Consider the following 18651-nt stretch of genomic DNA (forward strand, 5'->3'; position numbering starts at 1 on the left):
AATTGAATTTTTAATGATCCAAAGCTTCCTTGGTATCTTCCGCAGCCTTTTTAAGGTCATCCCCCATTTCTTTGGCCTTGTCCATGGTTTCCTCACCAGCTTTTTTGATACTGTCCAAAGCTTGCTCGCCAGCTTCCTTCACATCTTCCCCAGCCTCTTTTACGGCATCCATGGCGTCATTGGCTGCATCTTTTAAGTTATCACCAGCTTCTTCCAAGCTTTGCTCCGTTTCCTCGGCTGCGTCCTTGGCCTTATCAGCGGCCTCTTTACATGAAACCAAAACGGACATGGAAAGGGTCAAAGCCATGACCCCAATTACTACTTTTTTCATATTATAATGGTTTAGTGTTAAAGCTGTCAAGATATAAATTTTAAAGGAACTGAATTAGAGGAACATATCATATTTAGGTTTAGCAACTTAAAGCATTTAAAACCCTCATTTAAGCAGTAGTTATTCCATCGAAATTTTTAATTTTGCAAACTTGGAATTCTAGAAGAAGTAGCAGTACATATGAAGTTTGCAGAATATAAGGGATTGGATTTACCAAAGGTATCTGAAGAGGTTTTGGATTTTTGGAAAGCCAATGAAATATTTGAGAAAAGTGTTTCCACACGGGAAGGCAAGGAGAGCTACGTTTTTTATGAAGGCCCACCTTCTGCCAACGGTATGCCGGGAATACACCACGTAATGGCCAGGACCATAAAGGACATTTTTCCAAGGTACAAGACCATGAAAGGCTACCAAGTGAAGCGAAAAGCCGGTTGGGACACCCATGGACTGCCCATTGAGATTGGTGTGGAAAAAGAACTGGGCATTACCAAAGAGGATATAGGTAAGAAAATTTCTGTTGAGGAGTACAATGCCGCTTGCAAGAAAGCGGTTATGCGTTATACCGATGTCTGGAATGAAATGACCGAGAAGGTAGGCTATTGGGTAGATATGGATGACCCTTATATCACCTATAAGTCCAAGTATATGGAATCGGTTTGGTGGTTGTTGAAGCAGATATATGACAAGGGTCTTCTGTATAAAGGATACACCATTCAGCCCTATTCGCCTAAGGCAGGAACCGGACTTAGCTCCCATGAGCTTAATCAACCAGGGACCTATCAAGATGTTACGGACACTACGGTTACTGCACAGTTCAAGGCCAAAAAAGAGTCGCTTCCAGATTTCATGAAAAATGTGGGGGGAGATATCCATTTCTTGGCTTGGACCACTACCCCATGGACCCTGCCATCCAATACCGCTTTGACGGTTGGGCCAAAGATTGAGTATGTTTTGGTAAAGAGTTTTAACCAATACACTTTTGAACCGATCAACGTGGTGCTTGCAAAAGCCTTGGTCGGGAAACAGTTTACAGGAAAGTTTTTTGCAGCTGAAGGCGAAGATGAATTTGTCAATTACCGCCCAGTTGATAAGAAGATACCGTATCAAGTACGCCAGAGTTTTAAGGGGAAGGATTTGGTAGGAATTCAATATGAGCAATTGTTGGATTATACCCTCCCTTATGAAAACCCTGAAAATGCCTTTAGGGTGATCAGCGGGGATTTTGTGACTACGGAAGATGGTACCGGAATTGTACATACGGCTCCCACCTTTGGTGCAGACGATGCCCTGGTGGCCAAACAGGCTACGCCGCCTGTGCCACCAATGTTGGTTTTGGATGAGAATAGCAACCCAGTCCCATTGGTAGACTTACAAGGAAGGTTTAGACCCGAGATGAAGGAATTGGCAGGTAAATATGTCAAGAACGAATACTATGACGATGGCGAGGCACCAGATAAATCTGTGGATGTTGAGATTGCCATCAAACTAAAGGAAGAGAACAAGGCCTTTAAGGTTGAAAAATACCTGCACAGTTATCCCAATTGCTGGAGAACGGATAAACCGGTGCTCTATTATCCTTTGGACTCGTGGTTTGTGAAGGTTACGGATATCAAGGATCGCATGTTCGAACTGAACCAATCCATTAATTGGAAACCCAAGGCAACAGGGGAGGGTCGTTTTGGGAACTGGTTGGCCAATGCCAACGATTGGAACCTCTCCCGATCCCGATATTGGGGGATTCCGCTGCCCATATGGCGAACCGACGATGGTAAAGAAGAATTGATTATTGGCTCTGTTGAAGAGCTAAAGCAAGAAATGGCCAAGGCCATGGAAGCCGGAGTTTTGGAGAAAGACCTTTTTGAGGATTTTGTAGTAGGCGATATGAGCGAGGCCAACTACGACAAGATAGACTTGCACAAAAACATTGTAGATCAGATTACCTTGGTGTCTCCTTCAGGGAAACCCATGAAACGGGAATCTGATTTGATTGACGTGTGGTTCGATAGTGGTTCCATGCCTTACGCACAATGGCACTATCCTTTCGAGAACAAAGAATTGGTAGATGATGGAGTTGCTTTTCCTGCCAATTTTATTGCGGAAGGAGTAGATCAGACTCGAGGATGGTTCTATACTTTGCATGCCATTGCAACCATGGTTTTTGATACCGTTTCCTATAAAAATGTGGTGTCCAACGGGCTTGTTTTGGACAAGGAAGGAAAGAAAATGTCCAAACGGTTGGGTAATGCAGTGGATCCCTTTGAGGTGTTGCCCAAGCATGGAGCAGATGCTACACGTTGGTATATGATTTCCAATGCCAACCCTTGGGACAACCTTAAATTTGATATGGAGGGAATTGTTGAGGTGAAACGAAAATTCTTCGGAACACTATATAATACCTATTCCTTTATGGCGCTGTATGCCAATATAGATGGGTTTACGTATTCAGAAGCGGACATTCCCTTGGAAGAGCGACCAGAGATTGATCAATGGATCCTGTCAGAGCTGCATTCGTTGATTGAAAAAGTGGACGAAGCTTATGCAGATTATGAGGCCACAAAGGCTTCCCGAATGATTTCAGACTTTGTACAGGAAAACCTGAGTAACTGGTACGTACGCTTGAGTAGAAGACGTTTCTGGAAAGGGGATTACCAACAGGATAAAATATCTGCTTATCAGACCCTATATACCTGTTTGACCACTGTAGCAAAACTTTCCGCTCCTGTGGCACCATTTTATATGGAACGATTATACAAGGACTTGGACAGCAGTACTCAAAAAGAAGGGGTTGAAAGTGTGCATTTGGCAGATTTTCCTGTTTTTGATCCTAATATGGTCAACAAAAAACTGGAGCGGAAGATGCAATTGGCGCAAAAGATTTCTTCCTTGGTGCTGTCCATACGTCAGAAAGAGAAAATTAAGGTACGTCAACCCTTGCAAAAGGTGATGATACCCGTTTTGGATGCCGACCAAAAAGAGAGTATAGAAGCGGTTTCTGAATTGATCAAGTCCGAAGTGAATGTGAAGGAGATTGAATTGTTGGACGATGCTTCAGGCATATTGGTAAAGCAAATAAAGCCTAATTTTAAGGTTTTGGGCCCTCGATTTGGTAAGGATATGAAGGCAATTGCGGTTGCTGTAAACCAATTGGGGCAAGAAGAAATCCAAAAAATTGAGCGAGAAGGCGAATTAATGCTTGCATTGGAAAATAAAAATATTATTTTACAGTTAACCGATGTAGAGATCAGTTCGCAAGATATTGAAGGTTGGTTGGTGGCAAGCTCAGGTGCTTTAACAGTTGCCTTGGACGTTACCATAGACGAAAACCTTAAAAAAGAAGGTATTGCGAGGGAATTGGTCAATAGAATCCAAAATCTCAGAAAAGAATCTGGGTTTGAAGTGACCGATAAGATTGACATCAAAATATTAAAAGACGGGTTGGTGGAACAAGCGGTTTCCAGTAATGAGGAATACATCAAGACAGAAACGCTGACCGCCCAACTTAATTTTGAAGAGAATTTAGAGGAAGGCATAGCAATTGCCTTTGACGAAGTGAATACAAAATTGTTTATCCAAAAACACTAGAAATGGCGCAAGATTTAAAAGTTAGATATTCCGATAAAGACCTTGAGGAGTTCAGAGCGTTGATCGAAGAAAAAATTGAAAAGGCAAAAAAGCATTTGGAGTTGCTGAAAAGCTCTTATATGAATGATGGCAATAATGGTACGGATGACACTTCCCCCACTTTCAAAGCCTTTGAAGAAGGCTCCGAGACCATGAGCAAGGAAGCCAATACCCAGTTGGCCATTCGTCAAGAGAAATTTATCCGCGATTTAAAAAACGCTTTGCTGCGTATAGAAAATAAAACCTATGGAATTTGCCGGGTAACCGGGAAATTGATCAATAAGGAACGGCTAAAGCTCGTTCCCCACGCTACCCTGAGCATAGAGGCCAAGAACATGCAGAAATAAAAAAAAACGCCTTGAGGCGTTTTTTGCTTATGAGATTCCCGTTCATTTTGTTGGGCTTTTTAGGATTGTCCAATCTCCATGGGCAAAAGGAAATCAAGAAAGCACTATTGGATTCGGATATTGAATTTATCCAGATCAACGCTGATTTCTGTTATCAGATTACCCTTCAAACAGCCAAAACGGATGAAGTATATGTTGCTGCCCAGATGGAAGGTGAATATGCCAAGGATTTACTGCTAACCTTGGAAGAAAAAGGGGCTACCATGCTAATCGGCACCGGATTTCATCCCAACTTTACCAATCCCAATGATAAATTGAGCGCCCATAAGGTGATTTCTATTGCTCTGGAGATTGTTGTCCCAGCCCATAGGAATGTGTCCCTGTACGGTACCAGCAGCAATGTTGATGTTCTGGGGGACTACGAAAAATTGGAAGTGAAATTGGCGAATGGAACATGTACGTTGGACAATGTGACGCAATTTGTGGATGTCAAAACCCAAAAAGGAGATATTATGGTATGGGCATCCCAAGGAAACTTTCAGGCAGAATCCACCTATGGACAAGTTGTAAAAGAGGAAATTCCCATAGGGAGCAACCAGTACATTTTAAGCTCAGTGGAAGGAACCATACAACTTAAGAAAACGAAATAATATCCCTACTTTTGCGCAATCTCTTTTTGAAGGTATGAATCTAAAAAAGTCCCTAATAATCATTGTGTTGGTCTTGGTGATAGATCAAATCAGTAAAATATATATCAAGACCAATTTCCTGTATGAACAATCGCACGAGATTTTTTCGTGGTTCAAGATTTATTTCATAGAAAACTCGGGCGCGGCTTGGGGAACCAAACTAAGTGATTTTCTTCCAATATCGGAATCTACTGGAAAATTGATTTTGACAATTTTTAGACTTTTTGCCATATCAGGAATTGGATATTGGCTTTGGGATATTATAAGAAAGCAATCGCCCAAAACCTTGATTTTGGCAGTGTCGCTGATTTTTGCTGGAGCGGTAGGGAATATTATAGATTCGGTTTTTTATGGTGTTATATTCAACGACAGCCATGGCCAAGTAGCCACCCTTTTTGCGGATGATCCTTATGGCAAGATATTTCATGGAAAGGTTGTGGACATGTTATATTTTCCTTTGATTGATAGTACTTGGCCCGATTGGGTTCCATGGGTTGGCGGTAACCGATTCCGTTTTTTTGAGCCCGTTTTCAACATTGCAGATACCGCTATAAGCACGGGTGTAGGTGTCCTGATTGTTTTCAACAAAAGAGCTTTCCCTAAAAAGCAGAAGGACGAAACTTCAGATTAGAATTCATAGATTTTCTTTGGCGTGATGCAGTAATCCAAAGCCACATCATTTTCGTGGACACCCTGGATTGAATTTTCGGCCGCAAATAAAGACATGCCAATTTTAACGGTGCTATCGTCACACTTTCGGAGGAAGTTATCATAGTACCCTTTACCGTAGCCCACCCTGTTTCCTTTGAGGTCAAAGGCCAATAATGGCACAAACACCACATCTATTTTGCTTTCTGGGATGGGTATCCCGTCTTCAGGTTCTGGAATGCTCCATTTGCTAAGTTTAAGCCTGGTACTGTCGGTGAGCAGAAAATTTTCCATGGAATTGTTGGAAACTACTTTGGGAACAACAACGTTCTTGTCACGGCCTTGAAGTAGTGTGATTAGCGGAAGGGTGTCCACTTCTTGATTGGTCTGGATACTTAGGAAAGTATGGAAATAAAAAAAATCCCAAATTGGGATTTCTAGTACATGATTTGCTAGAATGATACTCGACGCTGAGATTTCTTCTGGACTCATGCCCAATCTCAGGTTTTTATACTTTTTTCTTAGTTCATGTTTCAACATCGAATGTTGAAAATTTTGGGGTTGGGGGTTCTGGGGGATTTGGTCTATTCTCTAGTTGAAACCGAGAAAAAGATTTTGAAAAAAAGCATCAAAATCAAATACATTCCCAAAACGATAACATAGTTCTCCATTGAATTGTATTTATATGGTTAAATGTAGGTAAAAGAATTGAAAAAATCACCATGAAATGCACTTTTTATCGATGAACAGCATCATTTTTAGCAACAGTTTAACATGTAGTCCCTGTTTTGAATACCTTTTCCCACAAAGTTTAAACATATTGTTAGGAAAAAGTTTTGGGCTTCAGCTTTCAATTTCATTCTCAGAAATTTAGCGTACGTCTTCCAATATGAAAACGCTAAATTGGGAGCAATGGGCGGTGTCCAATATTGCATCCGTGGATTCCATACTGCCAACCATCAATTCCGAAAGGGGTTTGATCAATTTTAACAAAAAACCAGTAGTATTAAAACCTACTTTTGTTAGAGCGTGGATTTTTGAGAAGTTTATGTCCGACTTACCTTCTATTAGTGTTCAAATAAGTGTTTTGCCCAGCAATCCGGGCGTATACCAATTTTACGATTCGGAGGGGAAAATTCTGTATGTGGGCAAGGCCAAAAACCTGAAGAAAAGGGTATCCTCCTACTTTAACAAGAAGCAGGAGTACGGAAAAACTAGGGTCTTGGTAAAGAAAATTCATTCGGTTAAGCACATAGTGGTATCCTCCGAATCCGATGCGCTCCTGCTGGAGAACAACCTGATCAAGAAACTACTGCCCCGCTATAATGTGCTGCTCAAGGATGATAAGTCCTATCCCTGGATTTGCATCAAAAAAGAGCGTTTTCCAAGGGTGTTCTCCACGCGAAAACTTATCAAGGACGGTTCTGAATATTTTGGGCCATATACCAGTATGAAAACCGTACGAACCTTGTTGGATTTGGTCAGAAGTCTGTATCCCCTTAGGACTTGCAATTACGACTTGTCGGAGGAAAAAATCGCCGCAGGAAAATACAAAGTTTGCCTGGAATACCATCTAGGAAATTGCCTAGGGCCATGTGCAGGACTGCAATCCGAAGCAGATTACCATGGACAAATTGAAAACATCCGGCAAATAATCAAGGGGAATTTCAAGGGATCCATCCAGCATTTTAAGCAGCAGATGAAAACCTTGGCAGAGCAAATGGAGTTTGAAAAAGCCCAGTTCATCAAGGATAAAATTGAAATCTTGGAGAATTATCAGGCCCGATCTACTGTGGTCAATCCCAAGATCAACAATGTGGATGTATTCTCCATAATATCCGACGAGACCCATGGCTATGTTAACTTTTTGCAACTGTCCCACGGCTCTATTGTTCGTTCGCATACCTTGGAAATTAAAAAGAAATTGGATGAGACTGATGAGGAACTGCTTCAATTGGCCATAACCGAGATTAGACATCGATTCCAATCCCAATCCAGGGAAATTTATTTGCCTTTTCCTGTCCTAGTGGAGGACAATATCAAGATTACCCTTCCCAAATTGGGCGAAAAGCGGAGAATTTTGGAGCTATCCGAACGGAATGCCCGTTTCTTCAGACAGGATCGCTTCAAACAAATTAAGATAACTGATCCCGATCGTCATGTAAAACGGATTATGGCCCAGATGAAAGCCGATCTCCGGCTTAGTGATGAGCCCACTCATATTGAATGTTTCGATAATTCCAACATCCAGGGGAGCAATCCTGTGGCAGCCTGCGTGGTCTTTAGAAATGGCAAGCCTTCCAAAAAGGAGTACAGGCATTTCAACATTAAAACCGTTGAAGGGCCTGATGATTTTGCAAGCATGGAGGAAGTGGTTTTTCGCAGATACAAGCGATTATTGGGCGAAGATGAAGCCCTACCGCAACTTATAGTGATTGACGGCGGAAAGGGCCAATTGTCTTCCGCCTTAAAAAGCTTGGAAATTTTGGGATTAAGAGGCAAAATAGCCATAATTGGTATTGCCAAACGTTTGGAGGAGATCTATTTTCCGGACGACCCCATTCCGCTTTATCTGGACAAAAAATCGGAAAGTCTTAAGATCATACAGCAACTGAGAAACGAAGCCCACAGATTTGGGATTACCCACCATAGAAACCGAAGAAGTAAGGAAGCCATCGATTCAGAATTGGAAAACATAGAGGGCATTGGGAAGAAAACGGCAGAGCAATTGTTGAAGCAATTTAAATCGGTAAAACGGGTGAAAGAAGCAACCATTGAGAGTCTTGCGGAATCTGTAGGTATGGCCAAGGCTAAAAAAATTTATAAATCCTTCCATTAAAAACACATGAGATTGAAGAACGTTTTGCTATTGATTTTTGTTTTGATGGGAGTATTGGGAAGATCCCAAGAGGAGTCTCCCAAGGTGGGATTGGTGCTTAGTGGAGGTGGCGCCAAGGGCATGGCCCACATTGGGGCGTTGAAGGTAATTGATGAGGCCGGAATTAAAATTGATTATATAGGCGGAACCAGTATGGGAGCGATTGTGGGTGCGCTGTATGCCTCGGGCTATTCTGCCAAAGAATTGGATTCCATTTTTAGGGTGACCAATTTTACTGAGCTTATTCAGGATAACGTCCCTAGGGGAGCCAAGACTTTTTATGAGAAAGAGGATTCTGAACGATACGCATTGGGACTGCCTTTTACCAATTTCAATGTTTCATTTCCGCAGGCCATCTCAGGAGGCCAGAACATCTATAATGAGTTGGTTCGATTGTTATTTCATGTAAAGGATATTCAGGATTTTGGCAGTCTGCCCATCCCATTTTTATGTGTGGCCACCAATGTGGAAACCGGTGAAGAAGTCCTGTTGGATAGAGGCTATTTACCAGAAGCCATTATGGCAAGCGGAACCTTTCCCTCGCTGTTTGAGCCTTCGGAAATTGAAGGAGAGGTGCTGATTGATGGTGGGGTGGTCAATAATTACCCCATAGATGAAATCAAGGCCTTGGGAGCAGATATCATCATAGGCGTGGATGTGCAACATGGTTTGGCCACTAGGGAATCCTTGGAATCGGCCACAGAGATTTTATTGCAGATCAACAATTACAGAACGGTAAGGGACATGAAAAAAAAGGCCCAACAGACCGACATTTATATAAGACCTGATATCGATGACTTTTCCGTAATCGATTTTGATCGAAGTTTGGAAATTGTGGAAAGCGGTGAGATAGCGGCTTACACCCAATTGAAGGCGTTGAAGGACATTGCAGCCAAGCAGCAAATAACCCCAACTCCCAAAAAGAGGATTGCCGTAAAAGATAGCCTGGTGATCAACCGTCTAATTTTGGAAGGGAACGACCGTTACACCCGGGGTTACATTAAGGGAAAGTTGCGGCTCAATCTGGCTGAAAAAGTAGCCTTCGAAAAGTTGAAACAGGGAATTAACAACTTATCCGCAACAGGAAATTTTAAGGCTATAAGATATGAATTGGTATCCAATGGTTTGGGTACAGATCTGATTCTCAAACTCAAAGAGAATCCCACAAAGATGTTTATTAAAATGTCTGCGCATTATGACGATCTCTATAAAAGCTCCGCTTTGATCAATCTGACCAAAAAGAACTTTTTACTCAAGGATGATGTGGCTTCTTTTGATTTTATAGTAGGGGACAACATCCGTTACAATATGCAGTATTATCTGGATAAAGGGTATTATTGGAGTTTTGGGATAAACTCGAAATTCACAAATTTTAATGAGGAGATCGACTATAATCTGATCAGAACTAACTTTGATGCTCCCAACGACCCCAACATTCGTGAGATCAATTTGGATGTTACGGATTTGACCAACCAAATATACCTGCAGACCGTGTTACGGGAAGAGTTTGCATTTACGCTGGGCTTGGAACACAAGTTGCTCCGCTATAGTACAAGAACCTTGAATCAATTTGCCGATGAAACAGCGGAAGCCTTTTTGCCGGAACCTTCCGAACGCACCTTTTTTGATGACTCAAGTTATTTTAGCGCCTATGGCAAAATAACCTTGGACACCTATGATGACAAATACTTCCCTTCCAAAGGACTTTTCTTCGATAGTGATTTCCATTTGTATCTCCTTTCCTCCGATTTCAATGATAATTTTAGGGAATTTTCTGTAGGAAAGGCAAGATTGGGAACAGCGTTTACACCATTTCCTAATTTGAGTCTTAATTTGGAAACCGAAGGGGGCGTAAAATTGGGAACTTCCGGTGTAACCTCCTTCGATTTTGTGCTTGGAGGCTATGGCAACGATTTTGTAAATAATTTTACCTCCTTCATGGGCTATGATTTTCTTAGCCTTCCCGGCAATAGTTATGTGAAAGCCTATGGCCGTTTGGACTATGAAGTGGCTCCCAAGAACCACATCTTGTTCACGGCCAACTTTGCCAACGTGGCCGATGATCTTTTTAGGACAGGGGACTGGTTTTCGGAACCCACCTATTCGGGTTATGGTTTGGGTTACGGTCTGGAATCTTTTTTGGGGCCGGTCCAAATCTTCTATTCCTGGAGTCCGGAAGTTTCGGAAAGCAACTTTTTCTTTAGTGTGGGCTACTGGTTTTAGTTTGGGAATCCCTTATATATTGGCAAAACCTCTTAAAAAACTGTCAATTTTTCCCCCCTTCCATATCAAATTTGATAAAAGATAGTTAAAGTCGCCTTAAAACTTATTTTCCTACAAAACCTTGGCTTATCTTTGTTGGCATAAGGGGTGGTTCCCTTATAACTTTAAGTATTGGTTTTTCATAATTTAAAGTTTGGTTGGTTATTTAGGAAAAGCCCAGTTTTTACACTGGGCTTTTTTTATACATACTATTTTGGAACAAGTTTTGTTTATGTAATAGTAAGTTAACCTGCTAAACATGTGATTTTACTAATTTTATGACGACAAAACAGTTATGAAAAAGTTTTTTGCCCTTATTAGTTTACTGCTTTTAACCTCTACTTCAGTATTTAGTCAATCTCCTGCATATAAGAGTGGGGAATGGTTAAAATTTAGAATTCACTACGGTATTCTCAATGCGAGCTACGCCACTTTGCATCTAACTTCCGATACTATAGAAAAAGTCCCGGTATACCATGTGGTGGGCTTAGGAAAAACCACCGGTTTTGCCAGCCTCTTTTTTAAGGTCGACGATAGATATGAGAGTTACTTTGGAAAAAATGACGGTAAGCCATACCGATTCATCCGCAAGATCAGTGAAGGCGGATATACGCGAGATGTGGAAATCGACTTTAAATATGACCAGGACAAAGCCATTTTAACGGACAACAAAAATGGGAAGGTCATGGACATTCCGGTACACACAGACGTGCAGGATTTGTTATCGGCCTCTTATTATTTGAGAAACCGATATGAAGTTGATGATTTTGAAGAGGGCAAGTCCATTGACCTGGATATGTTGTTTGACGATGAGGGAATTTACAAGTTCAAACTAAAATATTTGGGAAAAGAAGTGATTCGCACCAAGTTTGGCAAGGTAGAATGTCTTAAATTTAGGCCCGTTGTACAATCGGGTCGTGTATTTAAGGAAAAAGAGAGCCTTACCCTTTGGGTTTCCAATGATCTCAACAAAATTCCGGTACGTATCAAGGCCGATTTGGCTGTTGGCTCCCTAAAAGCGGATTTGGACGGTTACAACGGATTGCGAAACCAGTTTAAAATAATAATGAGATAGTAGTTAATGAGGAATGATGAGCGAATTGAGTCCCAAATCAATAAGCTTGAAGAGAAGTACAAAAACTCTGGACAAGACCTAAGTTCCTACCTAGATGGGCTCCTTTACCAAAAATATCTTACCTACTGGGATTATATCCATTTAGACACCTTGTTGAGTATTCAGGTGCCCCGCACCCATTTTCCGGATGAGGAGATATTCATCATGTATCACCAGATTACAGAGCTTTATTTCAAGCTCATTTTGCACGAGCAAAAGCAAATTGTAGAGGATAGGTCCCAAGATTTGCAATATTTCATTGAAAAGGTCAATAGGATAAACAGCTATTTCAAGGCACTTATATCCTCTTTCGGAATTATGATCAAGGGGATGGAGCGTGAACAGTTTCTCCGATACCGAATGGCGTTACTTCCGGCCAGCGGGTTTCAATCTGCCCAATACAGGATGATTGAGATTTATGCTACACCATTGGAGAATCTTGTACACCATACTGAACGCGAATCTTTTTCGGACAAGAACAGTATTGAAGAGCTTTTTGAGCAGATTTATTGGAAAAAGGGAGCCACTGATTTAACCACTGGAGAAAAAACACTTACCCTTAAACAGTTTGAGTTTCGATATACCCCGCGCCTGTTACGAATATCCAATCAGGTGAAGAAGAGCACCATCTATCACAAGTACCTACAGCTACCTGAAGAGCATAGAAAAAATGAGCAATTGATCAAATCGCTTAAAGAGATGGATGTCAATGCCAATGTAAATTGGCCCTTGATGCATATGGGTTCCGCTTATCGGTATTTGGCCAAGGAAAACAAGGAGGTTGATGCTACCGGAGGAACCAATTGGAAAGACTTTTTACCACCAAGTTTTCAGAAAATAATATTTTTCCCAACTTTGTACTCGGAAAATGAGCTTGATACATGGGGGAAACAGTGGGTTGACCACATTTTTAATCCAGCAAAAAAAAGATAGTAATGCAGAAATATTTTGGGGCAATTCTGGCATTGATCATATTGGTTTCCTGTAAGGAGAAACAGGAATTAGTGCAGCAACTTGAACCGGCAGAACCGGTACAAAAGCCAATTGTAAAGCGCTTTGGCTTCAATTTAGAGGAGTTCAATGTGGTTTACGACACCATTCAAAAAGGGGAGACTTTTGGCGAACTTATGCTTAAGAACAAGGTGGATTACCCCAAGATCATTCATATTGCGGAAGAGTATAAGGATACCTTTGATATTAGAAGGATAGACAGAAAACCCTACGTGCTTTTAAAATCCAAGGATACTTCTGAATCGGCTCAAGTCTTCATTTATCAAAATGACAAGATCAACTACACGGTTTTTGATTTTCGGGACAGCACAGCCAACGCCTATAAGGGAAGAAGAAAGGTGAATTCCGTTGAACGGGAGGTTGGCGGAGTAATTGAGAACAACCTCTCTGAAACTTTGGATAATCTTGGTGTTGATTACAATGTAACCATTGATCTATCCGAAATTTATGCGTGGACCATAGATTTCTTTAGGCTGGAAAAAGGAGACAAGTTCAAGGTCATTTATGACGAACATTTTATCAATGATTCCATATATGCGGGTCGTGGACCCATAAAAGCAGCGCTGTTTGAGCATAAGGGAACGCCCATTTATGCCTTTCCCTATGTAACGGATTCGCTCAAAAATATTTTGGACTACTATGATCAGGATGCCAACAACCTACGCAGCACCTTCCTGCGTGCTCCTATCAAATTTGGATATCGTTTGTCTTCCCGGTATAACCTAAAGCGCAGAATTGCTTATTACGGATACAAAGTAAGACCACATAAAGGAACGGATTATGCCGCACCAATCGGAACGCCGATCATTGCCACTGCAGATGGTACCGTTACGGAATCCACAAGAAGAGGAGGCAATGGTAAATATGTGAAGATTCGGCACAATGGCACCTATAGCACCCAATATCTACATATGAAAAAGCAGAAGGTGAAACGTGGAGAATTTGTCCGTCAAGGCGACGTAATTGGATGGGTTGGGATGACTGGAAATACGGGAGGTCCCCATGTCTGTTATAGGTTTTGGAGAAATGGAAGACAAGTAGATCCGCTTCGGGAAAAATTGCCCGCGGCAGAACCTATTGCTGACTCTTTGCGAACAGATTATCTGGCTCACATTGATCCTTTAAAATTCCAGTTGGACTGCATTGAATATATCCTCTTGCCAAAAGAAACCGAAGATTTGCTTGATCCTGAGCTTGAAGAAAACCAACTAACCCTTAACCCATAAAATGGCATTACCCAAAGTAAACCCTACTACTACCCAAGCCTGGAAAAAACTTCAAAATCATTTTACTCAAACCCAAAAAACCCATTTAAGGGAACTTTTTGCCAAAGACACTCAGCGTGGCACAAAATTTAGCATGCAGTGGGAGGATTTTCTGGTTGATTTTTCTAAGAATAGAATAACCCAAGAGACGGTTGATTTGCTTTTGGAATTGGCCGAGGAAGTAGGCTTGAAAAGCTCCATTGACAGTTACTTCAAAGGGGATTTGATTAACCAAACAGAGGGAAGAGCTGTTTTGCATACCGCACTAAGGGCTCAAAAAGAAGATGAAGTTTTGGTAGATGGGCAAAATGTGGTTCCTGAGGTTTTTGAGGTAAAGGAGAAGATTAAGAGCTTTTCCCATGCTGTAATTTCAGGAGCTAAAAAGGGATTTACCGGTAAGGCATTTACCGATGTGGTCAATATTGGCATTGGGGGATCGGATTTAGGCCCGGTGATGGTCACCGAAGCTCTGAAATTTTATAAAAACCATCTCAACACCCACTTTGTTAGCAATGTGGATGGCGACCATGTCCACGAGGTTCTAAAAACCTTAGATCCGGAAACCACCCTTTTTGTTGTGGTATCCAAAACCTTTACCACTCAAGAAACGTTGAGCAATGCGCTAACCATAAAAAAATGGTTCTTGGAGCACGCTTCCGAAGGGGATATTGCCAAGCATTTTGCAGCGGTTTCCACCAATCAAGAAAAAATTGATGAATTTGGAATAGCCCAAGAAAATGTTTTCCCCATGTGGGATTGGGTAGGAGGCCGTTTCTCACTTTGGAGCGCGGTTGGACTCTCCATAGCATTGGCCGTGGGTTACGATAATTTTGACGGGCTGCTTTCAGGGGCCAATCAAATGGACACCCATTTTAGGCAAGCGCCGTTTGCAGAAAACGTTCCGGTTGTTTTGGCCATGTTGAGCGTTTGGTACAACAATTTCTATGGCGCCGAAACAGAGGCAATTATTCCATATACCCAATATCTAAATCGATTCTCCGCCTATTTACAGCAGGGAATCATGGAGAGTAATGGCAAGAGTGTGGATCGAGCCGGCAAAAGGACCAATTATGAGACGGGAACCATTATTTGGGGCGAGCCGGGAACAAATTCACAACATGCCTTTTTCCAACTCATTCACCAAGGCACTAAATTGATTCCAACAGATTTTATTGGATTCAAGGAATCCCTACATGGGGATGTGGACCATCACAATAAATTGATGGCAAATTTCTTTGCCCAGACGGAAGCTTTGATGAACGGGAAAACGAGAGAAGAAGTCAAATCCGAATTGCAAGGGCAGGGATTGTCCCAAGAAGAATTGGAAGTCTTGCTTCCATTTAAGGTTTTTGAAGGCAACAAACCCACCAATACCATTTTAATTGATAAGCTTACCCCAAAAAGTTTAGGGGCTTTGATTGCTCTTTATGAGCACAAAATCTTCGTTCAGGGCATTGTTTGGAACATCTTCAGCTACGACCAATGGGGTGTGGAGTTGGGCAAGCAATTGGCCAAGAATATTTTGGCTGATATTGAGAATTCAGGAATTGGCAAACACGACAGCTCAACGCTTCATCTTCTGCAACATTTTAAGAAGTAAATTAGTGGGTTAGCATTCTTCGGGAAAAAAGCTAAATACTTCTTTGTCAGCTCATTTTAAATGTTAATTTTATATTAATATTTTAGCTTTTTCTTAACTTTCCCTTAATCGGGATAACTCAGAAATACAGCACTTTTGCAGGGCTATTTAAACTATTTAAACACTAGAAAATGAAAACAATTTACTTGGCATTTGTGGCTATGCTTACATCAACTATGGCATTTTCACAAACAACAATTACCGGTAAGGTGGTTGATGGAGAACTGGGAGTTCCGCTTCCTGGAACTAGCGTACTACTTCAAGGCACCGAAACGGGTGTATCGACAGATTTTGATGGAAATTTTACTTTGGAAGTTTCTGAGAACTCAGGAACTTTGGTTGTTTCTTACATTGGTTTTGTTACCAAAACTATTTCTTTTAGTTCAGCAGGGAGCGTAGGAACCATTTCATTGCTTCCAGACGCTGAGGAGCTTGAGGGAGTAATCGTAACTGGTATCCTGGATATCGCCAAAGATCGTGAAACACCGGTTGCAGTTTCCACAATTAGAGCTGCGGAAATTCAAGAAAAAATTGGATCTCAAGAGCTTCCTGAAGTTTTAAAGTCAACACCTTCCATCTACGCAACCAAAACTGGTGGTGGTTTTGGTGATGGTAGAATCAATGTTCGTGGTTTTGATTCCCAGAATACTGCAATTATGATTAACGGTATTCCAGTGAACGATATGGAGAATGGACGTGTTTTCTGGAGTAACTGGGCAGGTCTTAGCGATGTTACAACAGCAATGCAGGTTCAAAGAGGTTTGGGATCATCCAAGTTGGCAATAAGTTCCGTTGGAGGAACTATAAATATCATTACAAAGTCAACCGATAAGGAAGAAGGCGGTTCTGTTAGATTTGGTGGAGGAAATGATGGTTACATGAAAATGACCGCTTCTTACAATACGGGAGTTTCTGAAAAAGGTTTTGCCGCGTCTATTCTTTTGGGTAGAACCTCAGGAGATGGTTATGTAGATGGAACCAAATTTGAAGGATACAATTACTTTATTGGCTTAGGGTATGAGCCTAATGACCGAAATAGTTTTCAGTTTGTTCTAACAGGTGCACCTCAGGTACACAATCAGAGAACTTCTAGCTTCTTTAATGTGGCAACCCTGGAGGATCATCTGGAATATGGGACTTTATATAACTTTAACCATGGGTTCTTGAATGGAGAGGAGTTCGGATGGAGAAGGAATTTTTACCACAAACCAATTGCATCTTTAAACTGGGATCACAAGTTTAACGATAAAACTACCCTTTCCACTTCTGTTTACGCATCTGTTGGTCGAGGTGGTGGTACCGGTGATATTGGTGTAGGTCCTGGGTTTGGGTTTGCCAGCTCCAGTAGATATAGAATTCCTAGCACCGGGTTGGTGGATTATGACTTGATTTCAAGATTCAATTCCGGTGAAGAAGTTACTTTCTACGATGGAAACCAATATCAAATTGATCCAACAAACGGTGAGCAGATTATCACAAGTTTTGGGGATGGATTAATCCGAAGAGCTTCCATGAATTCCCATAACTGGTTTGGGTTGATTGCCAATTTGCACACAGAGATCAATGAAGATTGGAGTTACGATGTTGGAGTTGATGCCAGGTCATATAAGGGAATCCACTACAGAAGGGTGGATAACCTATTGGGCGCAGATGGTTATTTTGACGATGATGACATCAACAATCCTAATCATACCGTACGTCAGGCTGGTGCAATAGATTCAGATTTTGGATCAATTGTCAACATCTTCAAGAATATTGATGACGAGGAAAAAATTGACTACTACAACGATGGTATTGTAAGATGGCTGGGTGCATTTGGTCAATTGGAATACAGCAACGGAATCGTTTCAGCTTTCTTGCAAGGAGGTGTTTCCCAACAGGGATTTAAGCGAATTGACTATTTTACCTATCTGGATTCTGATCCACAGCAAGAAACGGATTTTGAAAATAGACTTGGAGGAAATATTAAAGGCGGGGCCAACTTTAACTTAAACGAATCACACAACGTATTCTTCAATGCCGGGTACTATTCTAAGCAGCCATTGTTTGATGCTGTTTACCTTAACTTTAGAAATGAGTTGAACCCTGATTTAACGAATGAAAAGATATTGGGTCTTGAAGCAGGTTATGGCATCAATTTGGGAGATTTTAGAGCTAAAATCAATATCTACAGAACTTCTTGGAAAGACAGGTTTGAGGATTTGAGTGTTGAAACACCTGCCGGTGATGAAGGTACAGCGAATATCAATGGCGTGGAGCAAATCCACACTGGATTTGAGTTGGAAGCCGATTACCGTGCTTCTGATGTAGTGCAGTTTAGAGGGATGTTATCCTTAGGAAACTGGGAGTATGCAGGAAATCCAACAGGTGCTGCTTTGGATGATGACAGAAACATTATTGATCCAGAAGTCACTTTGTTCTTGGATAATGTAAAGGTGGGTGATGCAGCTCAGTTTACAACCAATTTGGAAATGATAGTAAGACCAGCCAAAGGATTGAAATTGAGTGCCAACCTGTACTCTGCTTCTAGGTTGTTCGCCCAAATTTCTGCGGATGATTTCTCCGTCGAAGGCCATCAAGGTTCTTTGAGATTACCTAGTTATCAGACCATCGATTTAGGGGCTTACTACAAGTTCAAGGTTGGAGGTAACAGCTCCATTAGCATCGCAGCCAATGTGAACAATATATTTGATGAGGAGTATATCGCTGAATCTTTGACCAACATCTTCCCAGGTCAGGGTAGTACGGTCTATAATGGTATTGATACAGATAATAAAGTATTCTTTGGTTTCGGAAGAACCTGGAACATAAGCACAAGATTTAATTTCTAAATCCTTTGCAAATAA

13 protein-coding genes are annotated in these 18651 nt (G+C 41.4%); 11 read left to right on the forward strand and 2 right to left on the reverse strand.

Annotated elements, in window-relative coordinates:
* Positions 1-10 precede the first annotated feature (10 nt).
* A complete protein-coding gene (locus FGG15_RS14085) occupies positions 11-331 on the reverse strand; it encodes a hypothetical protein (RefSeq protein WP_138837312.1) in 321 nt (106 codons plus the stop codon).
* Positions 332-511: 180 nt separating this feature from the next.
* Between FGG15_RS14085 and ileS the strand changes: the two genes are divergently transcribed.
* The 4 genes from ileS to FGG15_RS14105 are packed head-to-tail and all read left to right on the forward strand — an operon-like array spanning position 512 to position 5619.
* The gene (gene ileS, locus FGG15_RS14090) at positions 512-3913 is read left to right on the forward strand and encodes an isoleucine--tRNA ligase (protein WP_138837314.1); all 3402 of its coding nucleotides are present in this window, start codon (positions 512-514) and stop codon (positions 3911-3913) included.
* 2 nt (positions 3914-3915) lie between these two features.
* Positions 3916-4299, forward strand: a complete 384-nt coding sequence (locus FGG15_RS14095) for a TraR/DksA family transcriptional regulator (RefSeq protein WP_138837316.1) — start codon at positions 3916-3918, stop codon at positions 4297-4299.
* An 11-nt stretch (positions 4300-4310) separates the two neighbouring features.
* Positions 4311-4949 carry a DUF4097 family beta strand repeat-containing protein gene (locus tag FGG15_RS14100; RefSeq protein WP_237561825.1) on the forward strand — a complete coding sequence of 213 codons (639 nt, stop codon included), beginning with the start codon at positions 4311-4313 and terminating at the stop codon, positions 4947-4949.
* Positions 4950-4983: 34 nt separating this feature from the next.
* A complete protein-coding gene (locus tag FGG15_RS14105; RefSeq protein WP_138837318.1) occupies positions 4984-5619 on the forward strand; it encodes a lipoprotein signal peptidase in 636 nt (211 codons plus the stop codon).
* Here FGG15_RS14105 and FGG15_RS14110 read toward each other — a convergent pair.
* Entirely contained in the window at positions 5616-6176 is a 561-nt protein-coding gene (locus FGG15_RS14110; protein WP_138837320.1) for a 5-formyltetrahydrofolate cyclo-ligase, read from the reverse strand. The genes FGG15_RS14105 and FGG15_RS14110 overlap by 4 nt on opposite strands.
* Positions 6177-6684: 508 nt before the next feature.
* On the opposite strand from FGG15_RS14110, the gene uvrC reads away from it, so the two are divergent.
* The 7 genes from uvrC (at position 6685) to FGG15_RS14145 (ending at position 18636) form a co-directional block, all read left to right on the forward strand.
* On the forward strand, positions 6685-8475 hold the full coding sequence (uvrC, locus tag FGG15_RS14115; RefSeq protein ID WP_138838312.1) for an excinuclease ABC subunit UvrC: 1791 nt from the start codon (positions 6685-6687) through the stop codon (positions 8473-8475).
* A 6-nt stretch (positions 8476-8481) separates the two neighbouring features.
* Positions 8482-10737: a patatin-like phospholipase family protein gene (locus tag FGG15_RS14120; protein WP_138837322.1), complete on the forward strand. Its 2256-nt coding sequence runs from the start codon at positions 8482-8484 to the stop codon at positions 10735-10737.
* Positions 10738-11071: 334 nt separating this feature from the next.
* Entirely contained in the window at positions 11072-11851 is a 780-nt protein-coding gene (locus FGG15_RS14125) for a DUF3108 domain-containing protein (protein WP_138837324.1), read from the forward strand.
* 6 nt (positions 11852-11857) lie between these two features.
* On the forward strand, positions 11858-12823 hold the full coding sequence (locus tag FGG15_RS14130; RefSeq protein WP_138837326.1) for a tryptophan 2,3-dioxygenase family protein: 966 nt from the start codon (positions 11858-11860) through the stop codon (positions 12821-12823).
* Between the two features lie 2 nt (positions 12824-12825).
* Positions 12826-14127 carry a peptidoglycan DD-metalloendopeptidase family protein gene (locus tag FGG15_RS14135; RefSeq protein WP_138837328.1) on the forward strand — a complete coding sequence of 434 codons (1302 nt, stop codon included), beginning with the start codon at positions 12826-12828 and terminating at the stop codon, positions 14125-14127.
* 1 nt (position 14128) lies between these two features.
* The gene (pgi, locus tag FGG15_RS14140) at positions 14129-15766 is read left to right on the forward strand and encodes a glucose-6-phosphate isomerase (protein ID WP_138837330.1); all 1638 of its coding nucleotides are present in this window, start codon (positions 14129-14131) and stop codon (positions 15764-15766) included.
* A gap of 170 nt (positions 15767-15936) precedes the next feature.
* Entirely contained in the window at positions 15937-18636 is a 2700-nt protein-coding gene (locus FGG15_RS14145) for a TonB-dependent receptor (protein WP_138837332.1), read from the forward strand.
* Positions 18637-18651: the final 15 nt, after the last annotated feature.

The sequence above is a fragment of the Flagellimonas algicola genome, from assembly GCF_005937185.1.
Classification (GTDB): Bacteria; Bacteroidota; Bacteroidia; order Flavobacteriales; family Flavobacteriaceae; genus Flagellimonas; species Flagellimonas algicola.

What these genes read in the sequence shown, in the direction of transcription:
- FGG15_RS14085 (WP_138837312.1), bottom strand. Translation starts at nt 331, where the DNA reads ATGAAAAAAGTAGTAATTGGGGTCATGGCTTTGACCCTTTCCATGTCC.
- ileS (WP_138837314.1), top strand. Translation starts at nt 512, where the DNA reads ATGAAGTTTGCAGAATATAAGGGATTGGATTTACCAAAGGTATCTGAA.
- FGG15_RS14095 (WP_138837316.1), top strand. Translation starts at nt 3,916, where the DNA reads ATGGCGCAAGATTTAAAAGTTAGATATTCCGATAAAGACCTTGAGGAG.
- FGG15_RS14105 (WP_138837318.1), top strand. Translation starts at nt 4,984, where the DNA reads ATGAATCTAAAAAAGTCCCTAATAATCATTGTGTTGGTCTTGGTGATA.
- FGG15_RS14110 (WP_138837320.1), bottom strand. Translation starts at nt 6,176, where the DNA reads ATGTTGAAACATGAACTAAGAAAAAAGTATAAAAACCTGAGATTGGGC.
- uvrC (WP_138838312.1), top strand. Translation starts at nt 6,685, where the DNA reads ATGTCCGACTTACCTTCTATTAGTGTTCAAATAAGTGTTTTGCCCAGC.
- FGG15_RS14120 (WP_138837322.1), top strand. Translation starts at nt 8,482, where the DNA reads ATGAGATTGAAGAACGTTTTGCTATTGATTTTTGTTTTGATGGGAGTA.
- FGG15_RS14125 (WP_138837324.1), top strand. Translation starts at nt 11,072, where the DNA reads ATGAAAAAGTTTTTTGCCCTTATTAGTTTACTGCTTTTAACCTCTACT.
- FGG15_RS14130 (WP_138837326.1), top strand. Translation starts at nt 11,858, where the DNA reads ATGAGGAATGATGAGCGAATTGAGTCCCAAATCAATAAGCTTGAAGAG.
- FGG15_RS14135 (WP_138837328.1), top strand. Translation starts at nt 12,826, where the DNA reads ATGCAGAAATATTTTGGGGCAATTCTGGCATTGATCATATTGGTTTCC.
- pgi (WP_138837330.1), top strand. Translation starts at nt 14,129, where the DNA reads ATGGCATTACCCAAAGTAAACCCTACTACTACCCAAGCCTGGAAAAAA.
- FGG15_RS14145 (WP_138837332.1), top strand. Translation starts at nt 15,937, where the DNA reads ATGAAAACAATTTACTTGGCATTTGTGGCTATGCTTACATCAACTATG.